This window comes from Cupriavidus sp. WKF15 (assembly GCF_029278605.1).
Taxonomy (GTDB): Bacteria; Pseudomonadota; Gammaproteobacteria; order Burkholderiales; family Burkholderiaceae; genus Cupriavidus.
In genome coordinates, this window is the sequence record NZ_CP119573.1 from 1035243 (window position 1) to 1059283 (window position 24041).

Here is a 24041-nt window from a genome sequence, read left to right on the forward strand (position 1 = left end):
TCGGCGTGCCGGCGCAAGAGTATGAGACCGGTTCCGCGCTGGAGAAAGCTACCCAGGTGCTGTCGCTGCGAGACGGTATAGTGCGCGATTTCCGGTTCGTCCGCTGGTTCGACCACCCGGCGCCGCCGCCAGCCGGCTGCCGTGGTGCCCGCGCGGTTGCTTGGGCAGCATCATGTCGCCTTCTACCGCGGCTATCTCGAAGGGGTGGAGCTGGCCCGCCCGGCCGACCGCTACCTGGAAGCCGGGCTCGACCTGCGCCTGGCCGGTGCCACCGTGGCGTGGATCGAGGCGGAACTGGCGCGCGGCGTGCGGCGTCTGTCGACCCGACAGGCCGCTGGAATTCAGGCACTTTCCCGCTCAACCAGAGCCTTGGCGATGAGTCTTTGTAACCTGGCGCGACAACCCCTTGTAGGGCAGATGCTGGCCTTGCGGGAGGCAGCGTCTGAATAGCGGTCCGGACGGTTCGAAAATGCCCTGCGCGTCCGCAAATCAGTCGATGGTTGCGCCCGACTGCTTCACCACAGCCCCCCACTTGGCGCTCTCCGTCTTGATATAGGCGCCCAGTTCTTCCGGTGTAGAACCGACCGGCACGATGCCGTCGGTCAGAAAGCGCTGGCGCAGATCCGAACTCTTGATCAGCGCGGCGATTTCGCTGCTCAGGCGCGCAACGATCGGCTTCGGAGTGCCGCGCGGCGCCAATAGCGCGTACCACACATTGGAGTCGTAGCCGGGCACGCCGGCTTCGGCGAGGGTGGGAACGTCAGGCATCGACACCGCCCGATTTGCGGTCGATACGGCCAGTACTCGCAGCTTGCCTGCCTTGATCTGCTGGGCCGCGAGCCCGTAGCTGGCAAACATGGCGCTCACCTGGCCGGCCAGCAGCGCTGGCATAGCCGGCCCGGCGCCCTTGAAGGGAACGTGCACAAGGTCGATGCCGGCCTTCGATTTCAGCAATTCCATTGACAGGTGCGGACCGCTGCCGTTGCCCGACGATCCATACGTGTACTTGCCCGGATTGGCCTTGGCCAGCTTGATGAATTCGGCCAGATTATGCGCCGGCACCGACGGATGCACCACCAGGAAGTACGGCGCCGAAGCCAGCAAGGATACTGGCTCGAAATCGTTGACAGGGTCGTAGGGAAGTTTGCGGTACAGGCTCTGGTTGACGGCGAGTTGCGCAGTCAGCGCCAGTACCAGGGTATAGCCATCGTTGGGCGCCTTCGCCACCATGTCCATACCGATATTGCCGTTGGCGCCGCCGCGGTTATCCATGATGAAACGCTGTCCGGTACGCTGTGAAAGATACTGAGCCAGCGGCCGTCCGACGATATCCCCGCCGCCGCCAACGGCATACGGCACAATCACGCGAACGGGCTTGTTTGGATAGGAGTCGGCTTGCGCGCCATGCGCCGCCGCAGCGGCTGCATATAGCAGCGTCATTGCGACAAGTCTTCCCAGTTGTTTGGCGGCTTGGAACATTGCATGGTCTCCGTTTATGTATGATTTTGATGCGGTCAGTTGAGCCAGCCGCTTGCCCGGATTTTTTCGAGGACCGCTTCGACGATTGCTGGCGCCAGCCCAACATAAGTGGACGGGTCCAGGAGCTGCCTGAGTGATGAGGGATCCAGGGCGTCGCGGACCGCGGCGTCGCGCAACAGGGCCTGCTCGAAGGTGATGCCAGCCTCCATCCCTTGCATGGCGGCGGCGTAGACCAGCTCATGCGCGCTTTGCTTGCCGACTTTCTCGGCGAGTGCGAACATCACCCGCTCCGACATCAGGAAGCCACCGAGCAGGTCCAGGTTGGCCCGCATCCTGTCAGTGTTTACCGTCAGGCCGGACAGCGCCTGATGCATCATTTCCAGCATGGCCGCCGTCATCATGCAGGCCTCGGGAACCGCTTTCCACTCCATCCGCACAGCGGCTACATCGCGCTCGTGCTCGACCATCTGTGCATCGTGCATCATCGCCACGCTGTAGCGGATGGCGCGACTCAGGGTGACAACCGTCTCCACAACTGCGGGATTCCGCTTATGGGGCATGGTGGATGAGCCCACCTTACCTTCGTTGAAAGGCTCAGCTACTTCGCCAACCTCGTCGGCCTCCAGGTTCATGATCTCATTGGCGATCTTGCCCAGCGTCGCGCCAAGCAGTCCCAGCACCCCGACATACTCGCCAAGCCGGTCCCGCGCAGGCTGCCAGCTTATCTCTGCCACATTCAATCCCAGGCGCGCCATGACCCGCTTTTCCAGCTCGATGGCGTGCAGGCCGAAAGACGCCTTAGTGCCAACCGCCCCAACCATCTGGCCGACAAAGGTGCGCGCCTCCAGCGCGACCAGTCGTTCATTGTGGCGGCCAAGTTCCGCCAACCATATCGCACATTTATGGCCAAAGGTGATGGGCAAAGCCTGTACCGAATGTGTGCGGCCGGTCATCGGGGTATGCTTGTGCGTGTCGGCAAGCAGGTACAGCACCCGCGCCACCGCAGCCAGGTCTCGCGTCAGGAGGTGGTGCGCTTCCCGGACCTGCAACATCATGCCTGTGTCGTATACGTCCTGAGACGTCGGGCCGAAATGCACGAACTCCCCCGCTTCGCTGCCGCATTGGCGCTGCAGGGCGCGCACCGCCGGCACCAGCGGGTGTTTGACGCGGCGAACCTCCATGGCAAGCTGGTCCAAGTCGAAGTGTGCGACCCGCGCCCGCGCGGCAATTTCCCGTGCCGCGGCCCTTGGGATGATCTCCAGCTCTCCCTGTTCCAGCGCCAGCGCCGCCTCGAAATCCAACCACTTCCGCACCCGGTTCTCTTCCGAGAACACGGCGCGCATCTCGTCCGTGCTCCACATATGCTGCTGAAGGGCCTGGTCGAAAACACTGCTTGTCATTGCTGATGCCTTCTATCGTGGAAAGGGGATAGCAGTCATTCTGGGTCGATCAAACCATTCTGTAAAATGACATGTTTGGAGACATTCATTACCAAAATGGCATGATATGACGCTGCAACAACTTCGCTGCATCCAGGCCGTGATCGACAGCAAGCTGAGCGTTTCGGGCGCTGCGGAAGCACTGCACACCACGCAGCCTGCGGTCAGTAAGCTGATCCGTGCGCTCGAGAACGAGATCTGTATAGAGTTGTTCGTGCGTCGCGGAAACCGGCTGGTGGGCCTCACCGATGCAGGGCAGGAAGCGGCAGCGCTTGCCAGGCGCGTCTTGAACGGCACGCGCGCGTTGTCAAACCTCGCGCGTACGACCCAGACGATGAACCGTGGAACGCTGCGTATCGGCACTACGCACATCCATGCCCGGTATGCGCTGCTCGACGTTATCAAGAGGTTCCGATGTGCCTTTCCGGAGGTCGATCTGGAACTGGCGCAGGGCACACCCACGGAAATCCTGCGATGGGTCAGCGAAGGCGCCGTAGACCTTGGCATCTCCACACTGCCGGAAAGCACGCCCGAGGGCATTGTCACGCTTGATGCCTATCCGATCCGCCGCTGCCTGATCGTTCCCCGCGGTCATCCTCTGTTGCGACTGAAGAAGGTCACGCTCGAGGACATCGCGCAATACCCGCTGGTGGCTTATGACGAGCGCTTCAATTCAGGCTGGAAGGTGCTGCGCGAGTTCGAGCGCCATGGGCTCTCCCCACGTGTAGTGGTCAGGGCCACCGATGCCAATGTCATCAAGGCCTATGTTGCTGCCGGGCTGGGGGTTGCCGTACTCCAGCAAATGGCGCTGGAGCCAGACAGGGACACTGACTTGGCGACGATCGAGACCGACGGCATATTCCCACAATCGATGGCGGTCATCAGCCTACGTGCTGACCAGTTCGTACGGGGCTATATGCAAGCCCTGATCGACATGCTTTCGCCGAGCGGTGCGGCCCGAGCCGAAGGTCGAGCCTAGCAGATGCTCTCGCGGCAACGCCGGCGAATTGATGCATTCATCATCCTTTCAGACGATCGCCGTAAGTATTGGCGTTTTGAGCGCAGTGTCCGTGTTCCAACTAGGCACTCGTGCTCCTTGCGACTTCAGGCACCAACTCATGAAGTCGAGAAAGAACGAGTCGTGCCGCCCGGGACAACGGATGATGTCGCGTGACGCCCATTGCAATGGTCCGTGGCAAGCGCGGCTCGACAATCTCGACGGCGGACAAGCGCCCGGTGGCAACTTCGTGAGCCACTGCGAGGATTGGAAGTATTGTCAAAGCGCCACCCGAAAGCGCAACCTCCTTCATCGTATTCAGCGATTCGACTTCCAGCGCCACATCCAGCGAGATGCCGAGCTGACGCGCGTGCTGGTCGAGAATCGATCGCAGCCCGTTGGGGGCCGGTGGCAGGACAAGCGGAAGACCATCGAGCTTGCGGAACGGCACCGTCGGTACCCCGGCGAGCGGATGCCCGGGCGCGCAGATCAGGTAAGTGGCGACCTCAGCAAGCACGTCTTCTCCCTGGCGGGGCCCGGGACCATAGCGGTTGATGACCGCCAGGTCCAGATGGCCCGATTCCAGTTCCTCGTCGAGTTGTCCGCTGAAGCCTTCGGCCACGCGCAGCCGGACACCGGGCGCCGAGGCGCGCAGATTCTCGAACAGCGCCGGTATCAGGCGCGGCGCCATTGACGGCAGCACGCCGATCCTCACCTGTCCGAACGGGACGCCCGCCGCGTCCTTGACCTCATCGCGCAGCCGTGCCGACTGGGCCAGCACCAACTGGACATGCGGGAAGATCCGCTGGCCGAATTCCGACAGCACCACGCCGCGGCCGGTCCGTTCGAACAGCCGGTCGCCCCATTCCGCCTCAATCTGGGCAATGGTGCGGCTCACCAGCGACTGGGCGATCCCTAGCGAGCGTGCCGCACGTGACAGCGATCCCACTTCGGCCACCAGCGCCACGGTTTCGAGCTGTTTCAGGTTCACCCTGGCGCTCCATCCAAAAAGTCTATATCAGGTATCGACGATTCTACTCTTTTGAGTTGGCTCAGGACTCCATACACTGAGGCATCCCTCCTGGCAGAGAGGGCTTACGAAAACATCTGGAGACAACATGCCGTGCTTTTCCGCTGTGCTTCGCGCATTCCGGCGTCCGTTATGCGCCTTGCTGGTCGCTGCCACCCCGGCCGCCTTTAGTGTCCCCGCTGCCGCCTCGACCGGCTATCCCGCCAAACCGATCCGCCTGGTCGTGCCGTTTCCCGCCGGCGGACCCACTGACGCGATGGCGCGACTGATCGGCCAGCACCTGTCGCAGCAGCTTGGACAGCCTGTGTTGGTCGACAACCGCGGCGGCGCCGGCGGTACCATCGCCACCGAGGCCGCCGCGCAGGCAGCCCCCGACGGCTATACGCTCTTCTTTTCCACCACCGGTACCATGGCCATCAACCCGTGGCTCTACCGATCGCTGAAGGTGGACCCCCTCAAGTCGTTCGATGCCGTGGGCTCGGTGGCGTCCACGGTCAACGTGCTGGTGGTGCCGAACAACCTGCCGGTCGGCAACATCAAGGAACTGATCGCACTGGCAAAGCAGAAGCCGGGCACGCTGACGTTCGGCTCGGCCGGCAACGGCAGCTCCAACCATCTGTCCGGCGAACTGTTCAAGTCGATGGCCGGCATTGATATCGTCCATGTGCCGTACAAGGGCTCGGCCGCGGCGTTCACTGACTTGCTTGGCGGACGCATCTCGATGATGTTCGACACCGTATCGAGCCAGGGGCAGTACATCAACGCGGGCAAGGTCAAGGCGCTAGGCGTGACCGGCGTGACCCGTTCGGAAGCGCTGCCCAAGGTGCCGACGATTGCCGAGGCTGGCCTGCCGGGCTTCGACGTGACGATCTGGTTCGGCCTGTCGGCACCGAAGGGCACCACGCCGGACGTGATCCGCCGCCTGAACAGCGAACTACAGGCCGTGCTGGCGCAGGCAGACGTGCAGAAACAGCTCGCCGCGCTGGGCGCCCGGCCGCTGCCGGGAACGCCGGCCGAGTTCTCGAAACTGATCCAGCATGACGCGGGCAAGTGGTCGCCGGTGGTCAAGGCATCGGGAGCGACCCTTGACTGAGACCACTGCAACCTTCGACGCCCTGTTCTCGCCGGCATCGGTGGCCGTCATCGGCGCCTCGGACAACCCCAACAAGGTGGGCGGACGACCGATTCACTACATGCGCACCTTCGGCTTTGCGGGCGAGGTGTTTCCGGTCAACCCGGCGCGCGAGGTCATCCAGGGCTATCGTGCATACCCCGATCTTGATGCGATCGGCAAGGCGCCGGACGCCGTCGTGATTGCCGTGTCCGGCGAAGCCACGCTTGGGCAGGTGCGCAAGTGCGGCGCCGCGGGCGTCAAGGCTGCCGTCATCATGGCGTCGGGTTTTGCCGAAACGGGCGAGGCGGGACGCCAGCGGCAGCAGGAACTGGTGGCGGTGGCCAATGCCAGCGGCATGCGGCTGGTGGGCCCGAACGCGCAAGGCACGGCCAACTTCGCCAGTGGCGCGGTGCTCAATTTTTCGACGATGTTCATGGAGGTGGCGCCCCAGGACGGCCCGATCGCGATCATCAGCCAGAGTGGCGCGGCGAGCGTCATGCCTTATGCATTGCTGCGCCAGGCTGGCTACGGCGTGCGCTACCTGGTGGCGACGGGCAACGACGCCGATCTCGACGCCTGCGCGATGACCGCGGCCGTGGCGGCGGACCCCGATGTGCGGTTGATCCTGGTCTACCTCGAATCGGTGTCCGACCCTGCCCAGCTCGCCCGCGCGGCGGAAGTGGCCCGAGCGCGTGGCGCCAGCATCGTGGCGATCAAGGCCGGCAACAGCCAGCGCGGTGCCAAGGCGGCGGCCTCGCATACCGGTGCGCTGGTCGGCAACGATGCCGCGATCGATGCCTTCCTGGCACGTCACGGCATCTGGCGTGCGCGTGACATTGGCGAACTGGTCCGCGCGGTGCCGCTGTATTTGCAGCAGCGCGCCCCGGGGCAGGGCCGCACGGTCGTGATGAGCCATAGCGGTGCGGTGGGTGTGATGGCGGCCGACCTGGCCGAACGGCACGATCTGCCGCTGACCGAACTCCAGCCGGCAACGCTGCGCGAGCTGGGCGCGATCCTGCCCGAGTTCGGCACGGCCAGCAATCCGCTCGACATGACAGCGGCGCTGCTGGGCAAGGCCGACATGTTCCCGCGCGTGCTCCAGGCGCTGGGCGCCGATCCGCAGGCCGACATGGTGATGGTTGGCATTCCGGTGGCGGGTCCCGGCTACGACGTCGAGGCACTGGCGCGCGACGCCGCCGCCTTCAGCGCGGGCCAAGCCAAGCCGTTGGTGGCCAGCGCGACGCAACAATCGGTCCGCGAGGTCTTCGTGCGACACGGCGTGCCGGCCTTTGTCACCGAAGCCGATGCCGTTGCAGCGCTTGCGCAGTATGTCGCGCATCATCGGCTGGCCGCGGCGGCAACGGTGACGGAGACGGCGTCGACCTGGCCTGACGCGCAGCGCCTCAACGGCAGCGGCTTGCAGGACGAAGCCCGTAGCCTGGCCTTGCTCGCCGAAGCCGGCGTACCGATCGTGGCGCACCGACTCTGTGACAGCGTGGATGCGGCGGTAGCGGCGTTTGACGCGCTCGGCGGGGTGCCGGTGGTGGTCAAGGGCTGTGCGGCGGACGTCCCGCACAAGAGCGAGCACGGCCTCGTGCAGCTTCGACTGACCGATGCCTCCGGCGTGGCCCGGGCGGCGCAGGACTGCCTCGACACGCTGCAGCGGCTGGGCGTGGAATCGCCACGGGTAATTGTGGCGACGATGGTCAAGGGCCGTCATGAGTTTGCGCTGGGGGTCTCGGTCGATCATGTGTTCGGGCCGCTGGTGATGATCGGGGAGGGCGGCACACTGCTCGAACTACGCAAGGACGTCGTGACCCTGCTGGCGCCGTTCACGGCCGAAGACGTCAAGGCGGCCTGCGCAAGACTGCGCCTGGCGCCGCTGTTCGATGGCTATCGCGACATCCCGGCGCTTGATCTCGACGCGCTGGCAGCGTCCGCAGTGGCGCTCGGCGACTGGGCATTGTGTCACCGTACTGCGCTGGCATCGGTGGATATCAACCCGCTGATGGTGATGGCTGCCGGTGAAGGGGTCATGGCGGTAGATGCCGTGGTGGAACTCAAGTGGAATTGAACATGGAAACTGTACGCGTCGAACGGGATAACGACATTGCCATCGTCACGCTGAATCGCCCGACCAGAATGAATGCGGTCAATGACGCCTTGCGCGGCGAGTTGATCGAAGCCCTTGGCCGGCTCAACGCCGAGCCTTCGGTGCGCGCCGTCGTGCTGGCCGGTGCCGGCGAGCGGGCGTTTTGTGCCGGACAGGATCTTGATGAGGCGGCCACGGTGACCTGGCAACAGCTCGTGCCCTGGCTGAATCGGCAACGGGCGATGTACCAGGCCGTACGCGACCTGGAGAAGCCCTGCGTGGCCGCCGTGCGGGGTGTGGCGGCAGGCGCGGGTTTCCAGCTTGCGCTGTGTGCGGACTGGCGGCTGGCCACACCAGACAGCCGCTGGGGGCAGCCGGAGGTCAAGGCAGGCCTGGCGAGCATCGTCGGATCCTACCTGATGACGCTGCACGTGGGGCACACCCATAACGTGCAGATGTCGCTCTCGGGCGATCTGGTCAGTGGCCAGCGCGCCTTCGATATCGGTCTGGTGACGGCACTATGCGGCGAGACCGAACTGATGGCGCAGGCGCTCGCGCAGGCCAGATCGCTCGCGGCGCTGCCGCCGACCGCCGTACGCCTGTCCAAGCAGCGCTTTCGCGCCATGACGCAGCCGGGATTCGATGACGCCTGTGTCGCCGGAATCCGGGCGCAACTCGAATGCTATGCCGACGGCGAACCGCAGCGCGTGATGGCTGCGTTCCTCGACAAACGCAACACAAGGGAGTCGCAGTGAAGCAATTTGCCCAACATTATATAGACGGCGCACGTCGCCCGATTCGAGCCGGCGAGTCAATTCGCGTCTACGATTCGGCGACCGAAGCCCCGTTGGCCGATGTCAGTCTCGGCACCGCGGGCGATGTGGCCGAAGCCGTGGCGGCGGCCGCGCGGGCGCAGCCTGGCTGGCAGGCGCTGGGCGCAGCCGGACGGGCACCGTATCTGCGCGCGCTGGCCGACGTGCTGGAAGACTGCGCGGCGGAGCTGGCCAATGAGATCTCGCGCGAAGTCGGCATGCCGCTGAAGCTGTCGCGTCGGATCCAGGTCGATGCACCAATCGCGGCGTGGCGCGCCACGGCGGCGCTGGCGGACACGTTCGCCTTCGTCCGGACGATCGGCAATTCCCGCGTGACGCTGGCACCGGTCGGGGCGGTAGCCGCTATTACGCCGTGGAACTACCCGCTGCATCAGATCACGGCCAAGGTGGCGCCGGCGCTGCTGGCCGGCTGCACGGTGGTGCTGAAGCCGTCAGAGCTGGCCCCGGCCGTGACCGAACGGATGATGGCCGCGTGCGAGCAGACGAAGCTGCCGCCGGGCGTCCTGAATCTCGTGTTGGGCGGCGCGGCGGTCGGCGAGGCGCTGGTATCGCACCCCGACATCCAGATGGTGTCGTTCACCGGCTCCACGACTGTCGGCCGCAAGGTCGCCGCGCAGGCGGCCGGCGACATGAAACGTGTGTCGATGGAACTGGGCGGGAAGTCCGCGTCCGTCGTGCTGCCGGGCGCGGATCTCTCCAGGGCGGTCAAGGCGACGGTCAACTCATGTTTCCTCAACTCGGGGCAGACTTGCAGCGCGACTACCCGGCTGATCGTACCCCGCGAGGACTACCCGCAGTGCCGGCAACTGCTGGCGGAGGCGGCAGCAGCGATGAAGCTTGGCGATCCCGCCGATGGTGAAACCCGGATCGGCCCCTTGCTATCGGCGCACCAGCGTCAACGCGTGCAGGCGCATATCGCCGAAGCGGAGCAGGCAGGCTTTGATCGGATCGCCGGCGGTGTCGATGTGCCGGTGCCGGCGACCGGCTATTTCGTCGCGCCGACCATCTACGGCAACGTCGCACCCGACAGCCGGCTTGCGAATGAGGAGGTCTTCGGACCGGTGCTGGCGGTGCTGTGCTATGACAGCGTCGACGAGGCGATCACCTTGGCCAACAGCACGCGCTACGGGCTGGCAGCAAGTGTCTGGGCTGGCGATGACGGTGCTGGCGAAGTGGTCGCCAACGGGCTGCGGGCAGGGCAGGTGGACGTCAACGGCGCCCGGTTCAATCCTGCAGCACCGTTCGGCGGGTTCGGCATGTCCGGCGTCGGGCGGGAAGGCGGCGTGTATGGGCTGGAGGAGTTCCTGGAACCGAGATCCGTTCAGCTCCCTTAGTACGACATCGAAAGGAATCGCAACATGTACAGTCAGATTACCGTTGCTCGCGCCGGAAACAGCGAGCGGATCGCCGTGGTCACCATGAACCGGCCGGACAAGCTCAATGCGCTGACCAAGGTCATGGAGGCCGAACTGCGCGACGCCATGGAGGCCGTCGATCGCGACGACGACGTCCGCGTGGTGGTGCTGACCGGGGCAGGCAAGGGCTTCTGCGCCGGCATGGACATCAACGAGCTCGAAGTGCTGCCACCGGGCGATATCCGCGCCGCTCAGTGGATGCGCCCGTTCGACATGAACCGGCGCGCCGACTACCAGACCCGCTATGGCTACTTCCCGGCCATGCGCAAGCCCGTGATCGCGGCGATCAATGGCGCGGCAGCGGGGCTGGGGCTGGTGTTCGCACTCTACAGCGACATGCGCTTTGCCAGTGCCGACGCCGCATTCAGTACCGCGTTCGCGCGTCGGGGCTTGGTTGCCGAGCACGGCATCTCCTGGCTGCTGCCGCGCGTGGTCGGCCCCGGTCGTGCGGCCGACCTGTTGTACTCGGCGCGCAAGGTGCTGGCTGACGAGGCGCTGCGGATCGGCCTGGTCGACCGTGTGGTGGATGCGGACGCCCTCATGGCGACCACGCTCGACTATGCCGACGACTTGGCCGAGAACGTTTCGCCCCGATCCATTCGTGTGATGAAGCGGCAACTGTGGGAGCAGCCGTTCCAGTCATTGGCCGAAGCCACACGAGTCGCCAATGCCGAAATGTTCGAAAGCATCCAGAGCGAGGATTTTAGGGAAGGGGTTGCGCATTTCCTCGAGCGCAGACCTGCCCAATTTTCCGGCCGGTGACCGGCAATCGGTCCCATGCGCGGCGGCAAGACCCCGCTTCTGCGCATGTTTGCTGACCTCGAAGCTCGACCGTCTCTGACCGACCCGTCACAGCCGTTCTCACTCCACTCTGCGTGACGACCGAAGTTTGGGCCGAAGCCGCTGCCCGCAGTTTGGCGGTTCCTTCGGGCGAATCAAACTGGCCGGGAGGGGCGTTGATAGCTGATTCCGGGCCGCCACTGGCCAGTTTGATAGCGTGACGCATATTCAGTAATTTTGAATAACTATGACAGCGATACGTCATTTTCTCCGGGGTGACGGTCGCTATAGTTCTGCACATGGACAGCGCAGCAACCTCCGGCAAGCAAGCAGAGAGCCGGATGCGCCGTCCGATAATACCTCAAACTTATTGAATTACCATTTATATACCGGAGAACATCATGTCGAACGCCAAACTGCAAGTCCTGACCCCGCGCAACAGCCAGCTCATCATCATCGACCATCAGCCCCAGATGGCCTTCGGCGTGCAGTCGATGGACCGCCAGACCATGAAAAACAACGTCGTGGGCCTGGCCAAGGCAGCAAAAATCTTCGACGTGCCGACCACCATCACCACGGTGGAAAGCGATTCGTTCTCGGGCTACACCTACCCCGAACTGCTCGACGTGTTCCCGGGCAAGCAAACGCTGGAACGCAGCTCGATGAACTCGTGGGACGACCAGAAGGTGCGCGACGCGCTGGCCGCCAACGGCCGCAAGAAGATTGTGGTCGCCGGTCTGTGGACCGAGGTCTGCAACACCACGTTCGCCCTGAGCGCGATGCTCGAAGGCGACTACGAGATCTACATGGTGGCCGACGCTTCTGGCGGCACGACGAAGGAAGCACACGACTACGCGATGCAGCGCATGATTCAGGCCGGCGTGGTGCCGGTGACCTGGCAGCAGGTCATGCTGGAGTGGCAACGCGACTGGAAGAACCGCGAAACGTACGACGAGGTGATGGCCGTGGCCAAGGAGCACTCGGGCGCGTACGGCATGGGCGTCGACTACGCCTACACGATGGTGCACAAGGCCGCCCAGCGCACGCAGACGCCGCACCAATCGATCGCTCCGGTGCATGCGCCGGTGACTGAGTACTGATATCCACGGTCGGTGGCGCGGCATTGAGAACCGGGCCACCCTGAATAAGCGCAGGCGAAGGGTGGCAACCGCTATGGCACGCAATCACAAATTCGGTCGTAAGCTGGAAATGGCCGCGGTCGCCTTCGCGACGGGATTTTCAGCTCACGGGCACACCTCGTCGTCCCTCGGGGTACTGGCTGGAACGCTGGCGGTTTGCGCCCTGGTCGCACGCAGCGCGTTCAACAAGCGCTCGCCGACGGCGGGCCTGGTGTTGCTGCCCCAGACATGACGATCAACGTCGCGGTGCGCGTTCAAAAGAGAAATCAATCATGACCAAGCAGTATCCGACCTTCGTCGATCTGTTCGCCCAACTTGGGCTACCCACCGACGAAGCCGCCATCGGCGAGTTTATTGCCGCACACTCACCTTTACCGCGCGGCGTCGAGTTGTGCGAGGCGTCATTCTGGACACCATCTCAGGCAGCATTGCTGCGAGACGAATTCATGGATGACGCTGACTGGGTACCCGTCATTGACCAACTGAATCTTGCGCTGCGTAGTACCGCCTGATCTTTCGGCATCTCAAACGCGTGGCGCAAGCGTAATCGGAAAAAATCCGCGGTGGTACAACGGACATCCGAACGACGGCGAACGCAGCGACCAAGCGGCTCTTCATGGCCGGCAGGAGTCAGTTTTCCCAAGGGTCGAAGAAATCCTGCGGCGACGGGCTGTAGCCGACCCATAAGGACATTCGGGTTTTCTGGATAGCAGCCATTCGTTCTAGATGCCCCGCTCGGCCTTTCCCGCAGTTCCGCAGACAGCTCTTAACGTTCCTTGGCTAGACTTTCGGCCTGTCGCCGGACCCTGGCAAGCATACGCCGTCGGATTAACCCGCTGACGGGACGGATGATGTACCAGTAGGGAGCAAATCGGCGACGAACTGCCGCAGTTGGACAAAACACCCGGGTCTCCGTGCTCAGCAAGGATGCGCCTGACGTATCGGCATCTACGTTGAAGCTCATGACGAGCTGGCAGACGTCCTGTCTGACGGTCGTCTTGAAGGCTTCGGCGGACCCAATATCTAGCAAACCGTAATCTGCCCGCCAGAACGCTCCGGTCAGCCCGAACGCTAGTCCGGAGTCTCCCTCGCGACCAAGAAAGGTGAAATCGTCGAGATCAAGCGGGGGGCTGCTCGACCGGTTCATAAGTCGTGAGGGCAATTCACGCAGGCCGATGGCTAGTCGTACAAGAGGATCGTGTTGCGCACGTTGGCGAGTAACGCAATCCAGAATAACGTTCGCCGGGGCGTTTACGAGGGCAGTGTGTCGCTCGCGGAAATCATAATGAGGCAGAAAAACGTCGATCAGAGGCATTTATATTTTTCCGCTCGTCTGCAATTCAATCCACGAAGAAAATTGTTTGCCATCCACACGTCGATTGTCAGCGATCTAGGCGTCCGTGTCGACGGGCCGTTCATGGCCGGTTCCGGTCACGCGAGGAGAGGGCGCCAGCCGGAGCTTCCCAGCCCCGGAGCGGGCGCCCCGCACCGGCACCGGCGGTGCCTGCGTGAACGAGTTGGCTACTTCACCGGAGTCAGGACTGGCGCGCCCTTGTTCTTGAGCAGGAGCACGACGAACTTGGCTGGCCGTGTGGAACTGGCGTTGCGCCCGACAGTATGGATATCGTCCGGGCCTTCGTGGAATGTGTCCCCGGGCTTGAGGGTCACCTCCTTTCCACCCTTGAGGCCCATGACAATGCTTCCCTCGAGCACATAGACGAAGGCATGTGCGTCATGGCGATGTACAGGATCGACCGAGCCAGGCGGATATTCCACGACGATCATCTCGACTTCCTTGCCCGGATACTCGGGCAACGGTTCCGAGCGCAGCGGCGTGACATGGGCTTGCGGTGCGGCCATGGCCGGTTGCATGGCTGTGAGGCAGGGCAACATCAGGGTTGCCGCCAACAACCCGATCGCTTTCATGGCGTTACTCCCCTCGAGCCTGCGCCAGCCACTGATCGAGACCGATGCGGCCGATCCGCGCGTCGCCGAGCGGCACGAGCGACAGTTCGTCGACGTGGCCGCCGTAGTACCGCGCATCGCGATCCGTCACGACCGGGCGAGTGTCGCCTACCGATTTCAGGTAACGCGCGATGATCTCCGCAAAGGGCGCACGATCCGGGCCGGCGATGTCAATGGTGCCGTTCAGTGGCGCCGCGAGCGCGACCTGCGAGAGGATGGCCGCGATGTCGTCCGCGGCGATCGGCTGGAACAGCCCGTCGCCGACGCGCACGGTGCCGCTCTCCGTGCTGAAATCCGCGATGCCGCCAATGAATTCCATGAACTGCGTGGCGCGCACGATCGTGTATGGCACGCCGGCCGCTTCTATCGCCTCTTCCTGCGCGACTTTGGCGGTGAAATACGCATTCTCCGGCATGCGGTCGGTGCCGACGATCGACAGCGCGACGTGATGGCGCACGCCCGCGGCCACTTCTGCTTTGCCGAGATTGCGCGCCGACGTACGGAAGAAGTCCAGTACCGCCTGTGGCTCCCATGATGGCGCGTTCGTCACGTCCACCACGACGTCCGCGTCGATGAGAGCGTTGCTCAGGCCTTCTCCCGTCACCGAGTTGACGCCGGTGCGCGGGGATGCGGCGATCGCCTGATGGCCTGCCTCCCTGAGCAGGGTGACAAGACGTGAGCCGATCAGGCCCGAACCACCGATTACGACGATCTTCATGGCAGTTTTCTCCAGCTGAGAGTAGATGAAACGCGCGGAGCGCTTGGTGCGGCGGCATCGCGTGAAAAGTGCCAGTCACCGTTGCCTTGCCTGAAGTCATTGTGGAACTATCATGCCCTATACAATAGGGCCAAGAACTAACGATATGACTAGTCCAAGTTATTGCTGTGCTTCCTTGCCGGCAAGCCTGCCATGACCGCACCCGCATTGGCCATCGAAATCGATCGCCGGAGGTCCTTGCCGATCTATCTGCAGATTTGCGAGCGTTTCAGGACGGCGATCGCGGCAGGGCATCTGCGCCCCGGCGATCGCGTGCCCGCGCTGCGCGGCCTCGCCACGCAACTGAATACGGCGCGAGGCACGGTCGAACTGGCCTATACGATACTTGTCGACGAGGGCTATCTGCAGATGCGTGGTGCGGCGGGCACGTACATATCGCCTTCGCTACCGGCGTCAGTGGTCCGTTCGACACGTAGACAGGACCGCCAGAACGCGCCCGGCGCGCGACTCGCTGAAGGGGCGGACGCGGCGAAGGCGCCGGAAGCGTCTGATCAGCCCATGCCGCGCCAGTTGCCGATCAGCGTCGCCATGAGCGGCGAGCCGCGGCCGTTGCAGCCGGGCCTGCCAGCGCTCGACGCGTTTCCGCGCAAGATATGGAGCCGGCTGGTTTCACACCGTGCGCGCAGTGGCGAACGCACGATGCTCGCCTACCCGGATCCGGCGGGCTATCGGCCACTGCGCGAACACATTGCCACCCATCTGGGTCTGTCGCGAGGCATAACATGCCTGCCCGAGCAGGTGTTCGTTACCACTGGCTACCGCGCGACGCTCGAACTCGTCTTGCGCAGTCTTGCGAGCCCGAGCGATCGCATATGGTTCGAGGATCCCGGCTATCTGCTCGCGCGCAACTTTCTGGCCGAGACCGGTGTGCAACTCGTCCCGGTTCCCGTCGATGACGAAGGGATCAATGTCGAACGCGGCATGGAACTGGATCCCGAGGCGCGCTTCGCACTGGTCACGCCATCGCATCAGAGCCCGCTCGGGCATACGCTGTCGCTCGCCAGGCGTATGACGTTGCTAAGCTGGGCGGAAAAGGCGTCTCGCTGGATCATCGAAGATGACTATGACAGCGAGTTCCGCTATCTGGGCCGGCCATTGCCGGCCCTGAAAAGCCTTGACCGGCATGATCGCGTGCTCTATTGCGGCACGTTCAGCAAGGTGATGTTCCCCGGTTTGCGGCTCGCATATGCGGTGGTGCCGGAGCGCGCGGTCGAGCGCGTTACGCGGGTAGCGTGCAGCATGAATGCCGGCTCGCCGACGCTACTGCAGGCAACCCTGGCGGATTTCATTGAACAAGGGCATTTCGCGCGGCATGTGAAGCGGATGCGGGCTTTGTATGCACAGCGGCGCATGCTGATCTCGCACGCGCTAAAGGATGCATTCGGCGAGCGGATGAATGTTGAATTGCCACCGGGCGGAATCCAGTTCGCGGTGCAATTCGCCGATGGCGTCCATGGCCCCGTCGATGATGTTGACGTTGCCTGGCGTGCTCGGCAGGCTGGGCTTGCGGTGCTGCCACTTTCGATCTGGTATGCGAACGGCCGTCTGCGGGGAACACCGCGCGGCCTCGTGATGGGCTTCGCGAACATCCCCGATGCGGGCGAAGCGCACCGTCTCGCGCGTACGTTGCGCGCATGTCTTGATGGCTGACGTGTGGGGCACGTACATGCCTGCTCTGGGTCCAGGGCGACTGCCGCCCATGAGTGTGCGGGTGGCAACGGGCGGCTACCGACCCCTTCCGGTCGTTCTCGACCGGAGTACGAACGACTGAGGTACTGTGCAATGCGGTCATCGCGGCCAATCGACTCAGTTCCTTGGCGTTATTGGCGCCGGATAATTTCGGCCTGTCGGGACCGTGGTAACAACAGACCCCGAACGACGGCCTATGGGGTTCGCGTAGTATCTTGCTACGTTCATGACCGTGATCGCCCTTGTGCAAATCCGTGGCGCGATTGCACGCCGAGATAACACACCATGCGGATTCCTCCAGTGAAGGCCATCATCGCCTTCGAAAGCGTTGCCAGGACCAAGAGCGTCAGCCGTGCATCGGAGGAACTGGGCCTGACGGCGTCCGCCGTCAGCCATCAGATCAGCAACCTCGAGGAGTCGCTAGGCCAGGCGCTCTTCTTCCGTCAGGGACGTGGACTCGTCCTGACGCCGGTGGGCGAGCAGTATCTCCGTGACGTTACCGGAGTACTCGCTGACCTGAATCGCGCGACGGAGCGTGCCTCCAGCCCGGCCAACATCGAGATCCTGCGGGTCCATTCCAGTCCCAGCTTCGGACTGATGTGGCTGTTGCCGCGGCTGGAGTCATTCCAGGCCGACAACGGTGATATCCAGTTGAACTTGTCCTGTTCCTATGAAGACGTTTCCTTCACCGGCGGGTACTACGACGTGGATATCCGCCACGGTTATGCGCATTGGCGCGATGTCGAGATCAAGACCCTGCGCCGCGAGACCATTGCCCCGCTCGCGTCCCCGGCGTACCTCGACAAACATCCCATTGCCTCGCCGTCCGACCTGCTCGCGCAGCGGCTCATCTATTCGGAAACCCCGCTTGTTCAATGGCAGCAATGGCTTGCCAGATTCGGCGTCGCGGCGGGCCGCAAGACCTTCGATTTCACTTTCGATCGCTCCTACATGTCCCTTGAAACCGCGGCGCTGGGACTGGGCGTGGCGCTGGAAAGCACGCTGCTGGCATCGGTCATGATTCGCAAGGGTGAACTCGTGCCAGTGTTCGACGACGACCTTGCCATCGAAGTTGGCAGTCACCACCTCGTCTATCCCCGGCAGAACGCTGACCTGCCGCGCGTGGCGCGCTTCCTAGCCTGGATGGATCGCCAGTTGCCGAACCCTCGCTGAGCAGAATTGGCGTGATTAAATGCCTTATGCGCAACTCAGCGGAGTGTGCGTCGTTCCTTTAGCTGAAAATTTCTCAGCAATTGCTGAATCAGACTGCGTTGATCGGCAGGCCGCCAGCGACAAAACTCGACCTAACAAAATTCAATGTCGAAGGAGACAAAGATGCTGGTCGAGAACAATGTAGTCATCATCACTGGCGCGGCCTCGCCGCGCGGCATCGGCAAGGCCACCGCCAAGGCCTTCGCCGCGCAGGGCGCCACCGTGGTCATCCTGGACCTGCGCCTGGAAGACGCCCAGGCCGCCGCCGGCGAGTTGGGCGACCAGCACCTGGGCCTGGCCTGCGATGTGACGGACAAGGCCGCTTGCGAGCGTGCGGTGCAGGCAGTGCTGCAGCGGTACGGGCGCATCGACGCCCTCGTCAATAACGCCGGCATTACCCAGCCGGTGCGCACGCTGGATATCCAGGCCGCCAATTACGACGCCGTGCTCGACGTGAACCTGCGCGGCACCCTGTACATGTCGCAAGCGGTGCTGCCGCAGATGCGCGCGCAGCAGCGCGGCAGCATCGTGTGCATGTCGTCGGTCTCGGCGCAGCGCGGCGGCGGCATCTTCGGGGGCCCGCACTACAGCGCCGCCAAGGCCGGCGTGCTGGGGCTGGCGCGGGCCATGGCACGCGAGTTCGGGCCGGACGGCATTCGCGTCAATTCGATCACCCCAGGCTTGATCCAGACCGACATCACCGGCGACAAGCTCACGCCCGAGATGCGCGCCGACATCATCAAGGGCATCCCGCTGGGCCGCCTGGGCAACGCCGCCGACGTGGCCAACGCCTGCGTGTTCCTGGCGAGCGACATGTCCGCCTACCTGACCGGCATCACGCTCGACGTCAACGGCGGCATGCTGATCCACTAAATTCAAAAGAAGCCGCCCGACAGAGGCGGAACCTTCAATAGCCGGGGCACCGCAGCGCGGCGCCAACAGGCAGGAGACAACCGATGAAGACCAAATACGCGGCTTCGCCCCTTGGCGGCGAAGCGACGCTGCACGCCGATTCCGCCACCTTTGAGACCCGCACTTACGCCAAGGTGGTGAAGCGGCTGATCCCGTTCCTGATGCTGTGCTACCTGGGTGCCTATCTGGACCGGGTCAATGTCGGCTTTGCCAAGCTGCAGATGCTGAGCGACCTGCAGTTCAGCGAAACCATCTACGGCCTGGGCGCCGGCATTTTCTTCCTTGGCTACTTCCTGTTTGAAGTGCCGAGCAACGTAATCCTGCACAAGGTCGGCGCCAAGCGCTGGCTGGCGCGCATCATGCTGACCTGGGCGGTGATCTCGGCCTGCTTTGCCTTTGTCACTACGCCGACCCAGTTCTATGTGCTGCGCTTCCTGCTTGGCGTCGCCGAGGCCGGCTTTGCGCCGGGCGTGATCCTGTACATGACCTACTGGTTCCCGTCGGAGCGCCGCGCCAAGGCTTTGTCGATGTTCTTCATGGCGATTCCGCTGGCCGGCATTGTGGGCGGGCCGCTGTCGGGCTGGATCCTGCATGCCTTCCACGGCATGGGCGACCTGGCTGGCTGGAAATGGCTGTTCCTGCTCGAGGCGCTGCCCTCGCTGTGCCTGGGCGTGGCCATCCTGTTCTACCTGGACAACGGCATCGAACAGGCGCACTGGCTGAACGACGCCGAGAAGGCGCTGCTCAAGCGCAATATCGAAGGCGACAATGCGCAGAAGATCGAGCACATGTCGATCCGGTCGTTCATGGGCGACCGCCGCCTGTGGCTGATGGCAGCGATCTACTTCTGCGTGGTGCTGGGCCAGTACGGGCTGACTTTCTGGCTGCCCACCATCATCCGCAAGGCCGGCGTTGCCGATCCGCTGTGGGTAGGCATCTACACCGCGCTGCCGTACCTGTGCGCCATCGTGGCGCTACCCCTGGTCGGCATGAGCGCAGACCGCCGCCGCGAACGCCGCTTCCACCTGATCGTCCCAATGGTGATTTCCGCTGCCGGGTTCGCCACCTTGCCGCTGCTGGGCAGCGTGAGCGCATCGCTTGTGTGCCTGTGCATCGCCGCAGCCGGCATCCTGGCCTCATCGTCGCAGTTCTGGGCTCTGCCCACTGCGCTGCTGGGCGGCATGTCGGCCGCAGCCGGAATCGCCGCGGTCAACTGCGTCGCCAACCTCGCCGGCTTCTTCTCGCCCGCCATCGTCGGCTGGCTCAACGACCTGACCGGCAAGTCCACCGCCGGGCTGGTGTTTATCTCGGCCACCGTGGTCTTCGGCGCCATGCTGGTGTTCCTGGTCCCGGCCAGGTCCGTGAATCGCTGATGCCCCTTTCTTGAAACACCAATCGATTGCAGGAGACACCATGCAACAACCAATCACCGACAAGGCCGTGTCCTTGCGGGAACGCGCCTACCGCATCCGCCGCAACGCCTTGCTGATGGGCGAAGTCCAGGGCCAGGGCTATATCGGCCAGGCGCTCGATATCGCCGATGTGCTTGCCGTGGCCTACTTCGACGCCATGCGCTATCGCCCGGATGACCCCGAATGGGAAGGGCGCGACCGCTTCCTGCTGTCAAACGGCCACTACGCGATCGCGCTGTATGCGGCGCTGCTGGAAGCTGGCATCCTGCCTGCGGAAGAGCTGGAGACCTATGGCAGCGATGACAGCCGCCTGCCGATGTCGGGCATGGCCAGCTACACCCCCGGCATGGAAATGTCCGGCGGATCACTGGGGCAAGGCCTGACCATCGCGGTGGGCCGCTGCCTGGGCCTCAAGCGCAAGGGATCGGAAAATTTCGTCTACACGCTGTTCTCCGACGGCGAGCTGGACGAGGGTGCGATCTGGGAGGGCATCCTCTCCGCCGCGCACTGGAAGCTCGACAACCTGATCGCGATTGTCGACGTCAACAACCAGCAGGCCGACGGACCCTCCACGCAGATCATGGCGTTCGAGCCACTGGTGCCCAAGCTGGAAGCCTTCGGCTGGTTCACGCAGCGCGTGGACGGCAACGACATCGACGCCGTGGCCGCCGCCTTCCGCGCGGCGCGCGAGCATCGAGGCGCGCAGCCGCGCATGATCGTCTGCGATACGCGCATGGGGTGCGGTGTGCCATTCCTCGAACAGCGCGAGAAGAACCACTTTATCCGCGTGGATGCCCACGAATGGCAACTCGCACTGCAGGCCCTGGAAGCCGGGAGACAAGCATGAGCAATACCACCGCCACCAACGCCAAGCCGAAGCTGAAGACCTCGGCAATGATCGCGTCCATCGCCGGCGAAGGGCAGGCCACCAAATCCGCCCCTTTCGGCCACGCGCTGGTCGGGCTGGGCCGCCAGAAGCAGAACGTGATTGGCATGACCGCCGATCTCGGTAAATACACGGATCTGCATATCTTTGCGCAGGCGTTCCCTGAGCGCTATTACCAGATGGGCATGGCCGAGCAGTTGCTGATGGGTGCTGCCGCCGGCTTTGCGCATGAAGGGGCACAGCCATTCGTCACCACCTATGCGGTGTTCGCCACGCGCCGCGCCTATGACTTCATGCACCAGACCATCGCCGAGGACAATCTCGATGTGAAGATCGTCTGCGCGCTGCCCGGTCTGACCACCGGCTATGGCCCCAGCCACCAGGCCGCCGAAGACCTGGCGCTGATGCGTGCCATGCCCAACATGACCGTGATCGACCCGTGCGATGCCATCGACATCGAACAGATGGTGCCTGCCATCGCCGCGCACCGGGGACCAGTGTACGCGCGCCTGCTGCGCGGCAACGTTCCGACGGTTCTGCATGAGTACGACTATAAGTTCGAACTGGGCAAGGCTAAGCTGCTGCGCGATGGGGCCGAGGTGCTGGTGATTTCGTCTGGCATCATGACAATGCGTGCGCTCGAGGTGGCCAAGGCACTGGAGGCTGACCGCATCGGCGTGGCCGTGCTGCACGTGCCAACCATCAAACCACTGGATACCGAGACGATTCTGCACGAGGGCAAACGTCAAGGCCGTCTCGTGGTGGTGGCCGAGAACCACACCGTGATCGGCGGCCTCGGCGAGGCTGTGGCCACCACGCTGATGCAAGCGGGTGCTGTAGTGCCGTTCCGGCAGGTTGGTCTGCCGGATGAGTTTCTGGACGCAGGGGCGCTCCCAACGCTGCACGATCGCTATGGCATATCGACGAACGTGATGGCTGAATCGATTCGGCAGTGGATCAAGTAGGGATCGGGTGCGGGCGCCTTGCGCAGCTTCACTAGTACGGCGGCTTCGCAAGCACATCAAGAGGGAAGGGCTGAAGTAGAGCAGACTTCAGCCTTTCGGATAGATCGGCCCTCGCCGCTAGATTGAGACGGAAATCTGGGCGGATCGCCCGCCTGGCATATCCGTCACGCTCCAAAATGGTCTCATTCTGGATCAGCCAGGTGCCTCTTGTGACGCTTGAAATTCCGCTCGCTCGTTACTATTTTATTTTTGCTCAGGCAGTCGCGACGTCGCGCTGCGTGTTTCTGTTTGTTTGCCGGCAGCCAGGCAGGTGAATGGGAGCGCGTGATGCCCATCCCTCCTTGCTGCATTGAAGGAGGTTACGACCATGAGTGAAGCATTCTTCGGAACCGACTTGTTCAGTGAACTCGATCGCCTGCAAAGGCAAATGACGTCGCTGTTCGGCGGCTTTCCTTCCAGCATCCGCGCTGGACGCTTCGGCGCATTTCCTGCAATCAACATCGGCGCGACGGACGACTCCATCGAGATCGTTGCTTTTGCGCCCGGAGTGAAGCAGGAAAATCTCGAAGTCTCGATCGACAGGGGCTTGCTGACAATCAGCGGCGAACGCCAATCCGTCTGTCCGGACGACACGTCGGAGGCCCGACGCTACGCACAGGAGCGCTTTGTCGGCACCTTCCGCCGGGTGATCGAGCTTCCTACCGACGTAGATCCCGACAAGGTGCAAGCGCGCTACGCCAACGGCTGCCTGTCGGTCACCGTGGGCAAACGCGAGGCATCGAAGCCGCGAGCGATCACCGTCCAATAACCGGAAGGAGACTGCCATGAACGATTCTTCGCAAGTCGTCGAACGCGATCCGGGCGCCGTGGCGCAACCCAGGGACGACAAGGCCGCACAGGGCACGCGGCCCGTCACGCTACTGCCGGCGGTGGACATCGTCGAGGACAGCAGCGGCGTTACGCTTTGGGCCGACCTGCCGGGCGTGACCCGCGACAAGCTGCAAGTCAGCGTCCACGACGGCAGCCTCCACATCGAGGCGGAAGCCGTCGTGCCGACGCCGACCGGGTTACGTGTGCAGCATGCGGAAATCCGTCAGCCACACTTTGCCCGGGCCTTCGCGCTGAGTCCGGACCTGGATTCAACGCAAATCGGCGCTCAGTTGCAGGATGGCGTGCTGAAGCTGACCATTCCCCGCCGCGAGGAAGCGCGTCCGCGACGCATAACCGTCAACGTAGCGTAGGGACTTTCATGACGCGTCATGCGCCATTGCTGCCGCAGCGCATGACGCCTTCGACACTCGATGATCCTCAATCGGAGCCGCGACATGAAAACGGAACTCAAGTGGAACCCCTTCAAATTCCTGCGGAAGACAACTGCCGACAAACCGGCCGCCAGTGAAGAGGCGTCCGGCACCGTCCCACCACGGCACCGGGTGCCGGAATGGCCGGACGTCTCGCGTTTCTTCTCCGGCGATCCTTGGCGTGCCATGAGCGAATTCCTGCATGAACCTCTCGCCAACTTCAGCGGCCTGGACCGCTGGTTTGGCGACTTCAGCTCGTCGCGCTTCCAGCCTCGGATCGACGTCGTCGACGACGGCGCGGCACTTCGGATCACTGCCGAATTGCCCGGCATCGAACGCGAGGAGGTGCAGATCAGCATCGAGGATGGCGCGCTAGTGCTGAGGGGCGAGAAGAAGCAGGATGTTCAGACGGAGGAAAGCGGATGCTATCGCCTTGAGCGCGCGTACGGCGCCTTCATGCGTAGCATTCCCTTGCCGGACGGGCTTGACCTGGACAACGTCGAAGCCCGATTTGACCAAGGCGTTCTGACGCTGCGCTTGCCTAAGAGCGACACGTCATCGTCCTCCGTGCGCAAGATCAACATCCAATGAACCGCTGAGACC

25 protein-coding genes are annotated in these 24041 nt (G+C 63.5%); 19 read left to right on the forward strand and 6 right to left on the reverse strand.

Annotated features, from left to right (window positions below; genetic code table 11):
• Positions 1-156 precede the first annotated feature (156 nt).
• Entirely contained in the window at positions 157-450 is a 294-nt protein-coding gene (locus CupriaWKF_RS22060) for a hypothetical protein (RefSeq protein WP_276102876.1), read from the forward strand.
• Between the two features lie 39 nt (positions 451-489).
• Here CupriaWKF_RS22060 and CupriaWKF_RS22065 read toward each other — a convergent pair whose 3' ends face one another.
• Both CupriaWKF_RS22065 and purB read right to left on the reverse strand, forming a co-directional pair.
• On the reverse strand, positions 490-1479 hold the full coding sequence (locus tag CupriaWKF_RS22065) for a tripartite tricarboxylate transporter substrate binding protein (protein ID WP_276102877.1): 990 nt from the start codon (positions 1477-1479) through the stop codon (positions 490-492).
• A 35-nt stretch (positions 1480-1514) separates the two neighbouring features.
• Positions 1515-2879: an adenylosuccinate lyase gene (purB, locus tag CupriaWKF_RS22070; RefSeq protein ID WP_276102878.1), complete on the reverse strand. Its 1365-nt coding sequence runs from the start codon at positions 2877-2879 to the stop codon at positions 1515-1517.
• A gap of 106 nt (positions 2880-2985) precedes the next feature.
• Here purB and CupriaWKF_RS22075 point away from each other — a divergent pair, with 106 nt between their 5' ends.
• On the forward strand, positions 2986-3897 hold the full coding sequence (locus CupriaWKF_RS22075; RefSeq protein ID WP_276102879.1) for a LysR substrate-binding domain-containing protein: 912 nt from the start codon (positions 2986-2988) through the stop codon (positions 3895-3897).
• Positions 3898-3997: 100 nt separating this feature from the next.
• On the opposite strand, the gene CupriaWKF_RS22080 is transcribed toward CupriaWKF_RS22075, so the two are convergent.
• Positions 3998-4906, reverse strand: a complete 909-nt coding sequence (locus CupriaWKF_RS22080) for a LysR family transcriptional regulator (protein WP_276102881.1) — start codon at positions 4904-4906, stop codon at positions 3998-4000.
• Positions 4907-5033: 127 nt separating this feature from the next.
• On the opposite strand from CupriaWKF_RS22080, the gene CupriaWKF_RS22085 reads away from it, so the two are divergent.
• From CupriaWKF_RS22085 to CupriaWKF_RS22120, 8 genes are all read left to right on the forward strand, one after another.
• Entirely contained in the window at positions 5034-6038 is a 1005-nt protein-coding gene (locus CupriaWKF_RS22085) for a tripartite tricarboxylate transporter substrate binding protein (RefSeq protein WP_276102882.1), read from the forward strand.
• On the forward strand, positions 6031-8133 hold the full coding sequence (locus tag CupriaWKF_RS22090) for an acetate--CoA ligase family protein (RefSeq protein ID WP_276102883.1): 2103 nt from the start codon (positions 6031-6033) through the stop codon (positions 8131-8133). The genes CupriaWKF_RS22085 and CupriaWKF_RS22090 overlap by 8 nt, the downstream gene beginning before the upstream one ends.
• 2 nt (positions 8134-8135) lie before the next feature.
• Positions 8136-8906 (forward strand): enoyl-CoA hydratase/isomerase family protein, encoded by a 771-nt coding sequence (locus tag CupriaWKF_RS22095; RefSeq protein WP_276102884.1) that lies wholly within the window; start codon positions 8136-8138, stop codon positions 8904-8906.
• Positions 8903-10318: an aldehyde dehydrogenase family protein gene (locus CupriaWKF_RS22100; protein WP_276102885.1), complete on the forward strand. Its 1416-nt coding sequence runs from the start codon at positions 8903-8905 to the stop codon at positions 10316-10318. Before CupriaWKF_RS22095 ends, CupriaWKF_RS22100 begins: the two co-directional genes overlap by 4 nt.
• Before the next feature lie 24 nt (positions 10319-10342).
• On the forward strand, positions 10343-11161 hold the full coding sequence (locus CupriaWKF_RS22105) for an enoyl-CoA hydratase (RefSeq protein ID WP_276102886.1): 819 nt from the start codon (positions 10343-10345) through the stop codon (positions 11159-11161).
• 419 nt (positions 11162-11580) lie between these two features.
• The gene (locus tag CupriaWKF_RS22110; RefSeq protein WP_276102887.1) at positions 11581-12279 is read left to right on the forward strand and encodes a hydrolase; all 699 of its coding nucleotides are present in this window, start codon (positions 11581-11583) and stop codon (positions 12277-12279) included.
• Positions 12280-12352: 73 nt separating this feature from the next.
• Positions 12353-12550 carry a hypothetical protein gene (locus CupriaWKF_RS22115; RefSeq protein ID WP_276102888.1) on the forward strand — a complete coding sequence of 66 codons (198 nt, stop codon included), beginning with the start codon at positions 12353-12355 and terminating at the stop codon, positions 12548-12550.
• 40 nt (positions 12551-12590) lie between these two features.
• The gene (locus tag CupriaWKF_RS22120; RefSeq protein WP_276102889.1) at positions 12591-12830 is read left to right on the forward strand and encodes a DUF2789 domain-containing protein; all 240 of its coding nucleotides are present in this window, start codon (positions 12591-12593) and stop codon (positions 12828-12830) included.
• A 254-nt stretch (positions 12831-13084) separates the two neighbouring features.
• On the opposite strand, the gene CupriaWKF_RS22125 is transcribed toward CupriaWKF_RS22120, so the two are convergent.
• From CupriaWKF_RS22125 to CupriaWKF_RS22135, 3 genes are all read right to left on the reverse strand, one after another.
• Positions 13085-13633 (reverse strand): hypothetical protein, encoded by a 549-nt coding sequence (locus CupriaWKF_RS22125; RefSeq protein WP_276102890.1) that lies wholly within the window; start codon positions 13631-13633, stop codon positions 13085-13087.
• 206 nt (positions 13634-13839) lie between these two features.
• Positions 13840-14244 (reverse strand): cupin domain-containing protein, encoded by a 405-nt coding sequence (locus CupriaWKF_RS22130; protein WP_276102891.1) that lies wholly within the window; start codon positions 14242-14244, stop codon positions 13840-13842.
• A gap of 4 nt (positions 14245-14248) precedes the next feature.
• Positions 14249-15001, reverse strand: coding sequence for an SDR family oxidoreductase (locus tag CupriaWKF_RS22135; RefSeq protein ID WP_276102892.1), 753 nt, complete (start codon positions 14999-15001; stop codon positions 14249-14251).
• A 192-nt stretch (positions 15002-15193) separates the two neighbouring features.
• Between CupriaWKF_RS22135 and CupriaWKF_RS22140 the strand changes: the two genes are divergently transcribed.
• The 9 genes from CupriaWKF_RS22140 (at position 15194) to CupriaWKF_RS22180 (ending at position 24029) form a co-directional block, all read left to right on the forward strand.
• Positions 15194-16711 carry a PLP-dependent aminotransferase family protein gene (locus tag CupriaWKF_RS22140; protein ID WP_276102893.1) on the forward strand — a complete coding sequence of 506 codons (1518 nt, stop codon included), beginning with the start codon at positions 15194-15196 and terminating at the stop codon, positions 16709-16711.
• Positions 16712-17035: 324 nt separating this feature from the next.
• Positions 17036-17923: a LysR substrate-binding domain-containing protein gene (locus CupriaWKF_RS22145; RefSeq protein WP_276102894.1), complete on the forward strand. Its 888-nt coding sequence runs from the start codon at positions 17036-17038 to the stop codon at positions 17921-17923.
• 162 nt (positions 17924-18085) lie between these two features.
• The gene (locus CupriaWKF_RS22150) at positions 18086-18835 is read left to right on the forward strand and encodes an SDR family NAD(P)-dependent oxidoreductase (protein ID WP_276103160.1); all 750 of its coding nucleotides are present in this window, start codon (positions 18086-18088) and stop codon (positions 18833-18835) included.
• Positions 18836-18918: 83 nt separating this feature from the next.
• The gene (locus CupriaWKF_RS22155) at positions 18919-20247 is read left to right on the forward strand and encodes an MFS transporter (RefSeq protein ID WP_276102895.1); all 1329 of its coding nucleotides are present in this window, start codon (positions 18919-18921) and stop codon (positions 20245-20247) included.
• A gap of 40 nt (positions 20248-20287) precedes the next feature.
• Positions 20288-21133, forward strand: coding sequence for a transketolase (locus tag CupriaWKF_RS22160; RefSeq protein ID WP_276102896.1), 846 nt, complete (start codon positions 20288-20290; stop codon positions 21131-21133).
• Entirely contained in the window at positions 21130-22137 is a 1008-nt protein-coding gene (locus CupriaWKF_RS22165; RefSeq protein ID WP_276102897.1) for a transketolase family protein, read from the forward strand. Before CupriaWKF_RS22160 ends, CupriaWKF_RS22165 begins: the two co-directional genes overlap by 4 nt.
• 367 nt (positions 22138-22504) lie before the next feature.
• On the forward strand, positions 22505-22945 hold the full coding sequence (locus CupriaWKF_RS22170) for an Hsp20/alpha crystallin family protein (RefSeq protein WP_276102898.1): 441 nt from the start codon (positions 22505-22507) through the stop codon (positions 22943-22945).
• A gap of 16 nt (positions 22946-22961) precedes the next feature.
• Positions 22962-23378 carry an Hsp20/alpha crystallin family protein gene (locus CupriaWKF_RS22175; protein WP_276102899.1) on the forward strand — a complete coding sequence of 139 codons (417 nt, stop codon included), beginning with the start codon at positions 22962-22964 and terminating at the stop codon, positions 23376-23378.
• An 84-nt stretch (positions 23379-23462) separates the two neighbouring features.
• Complete coding sequence (locus CupriaWKF_RS22180; protein WP_276102900.1) at positions 23463-24029, forward strand: Hsp20/alpha crystallin family protein; 567 nt, start codon at positions 23463-23465, stop codon at positions 24027-24029.
• Positions 24030-24041: the final 12 nt, after the last annotated feature.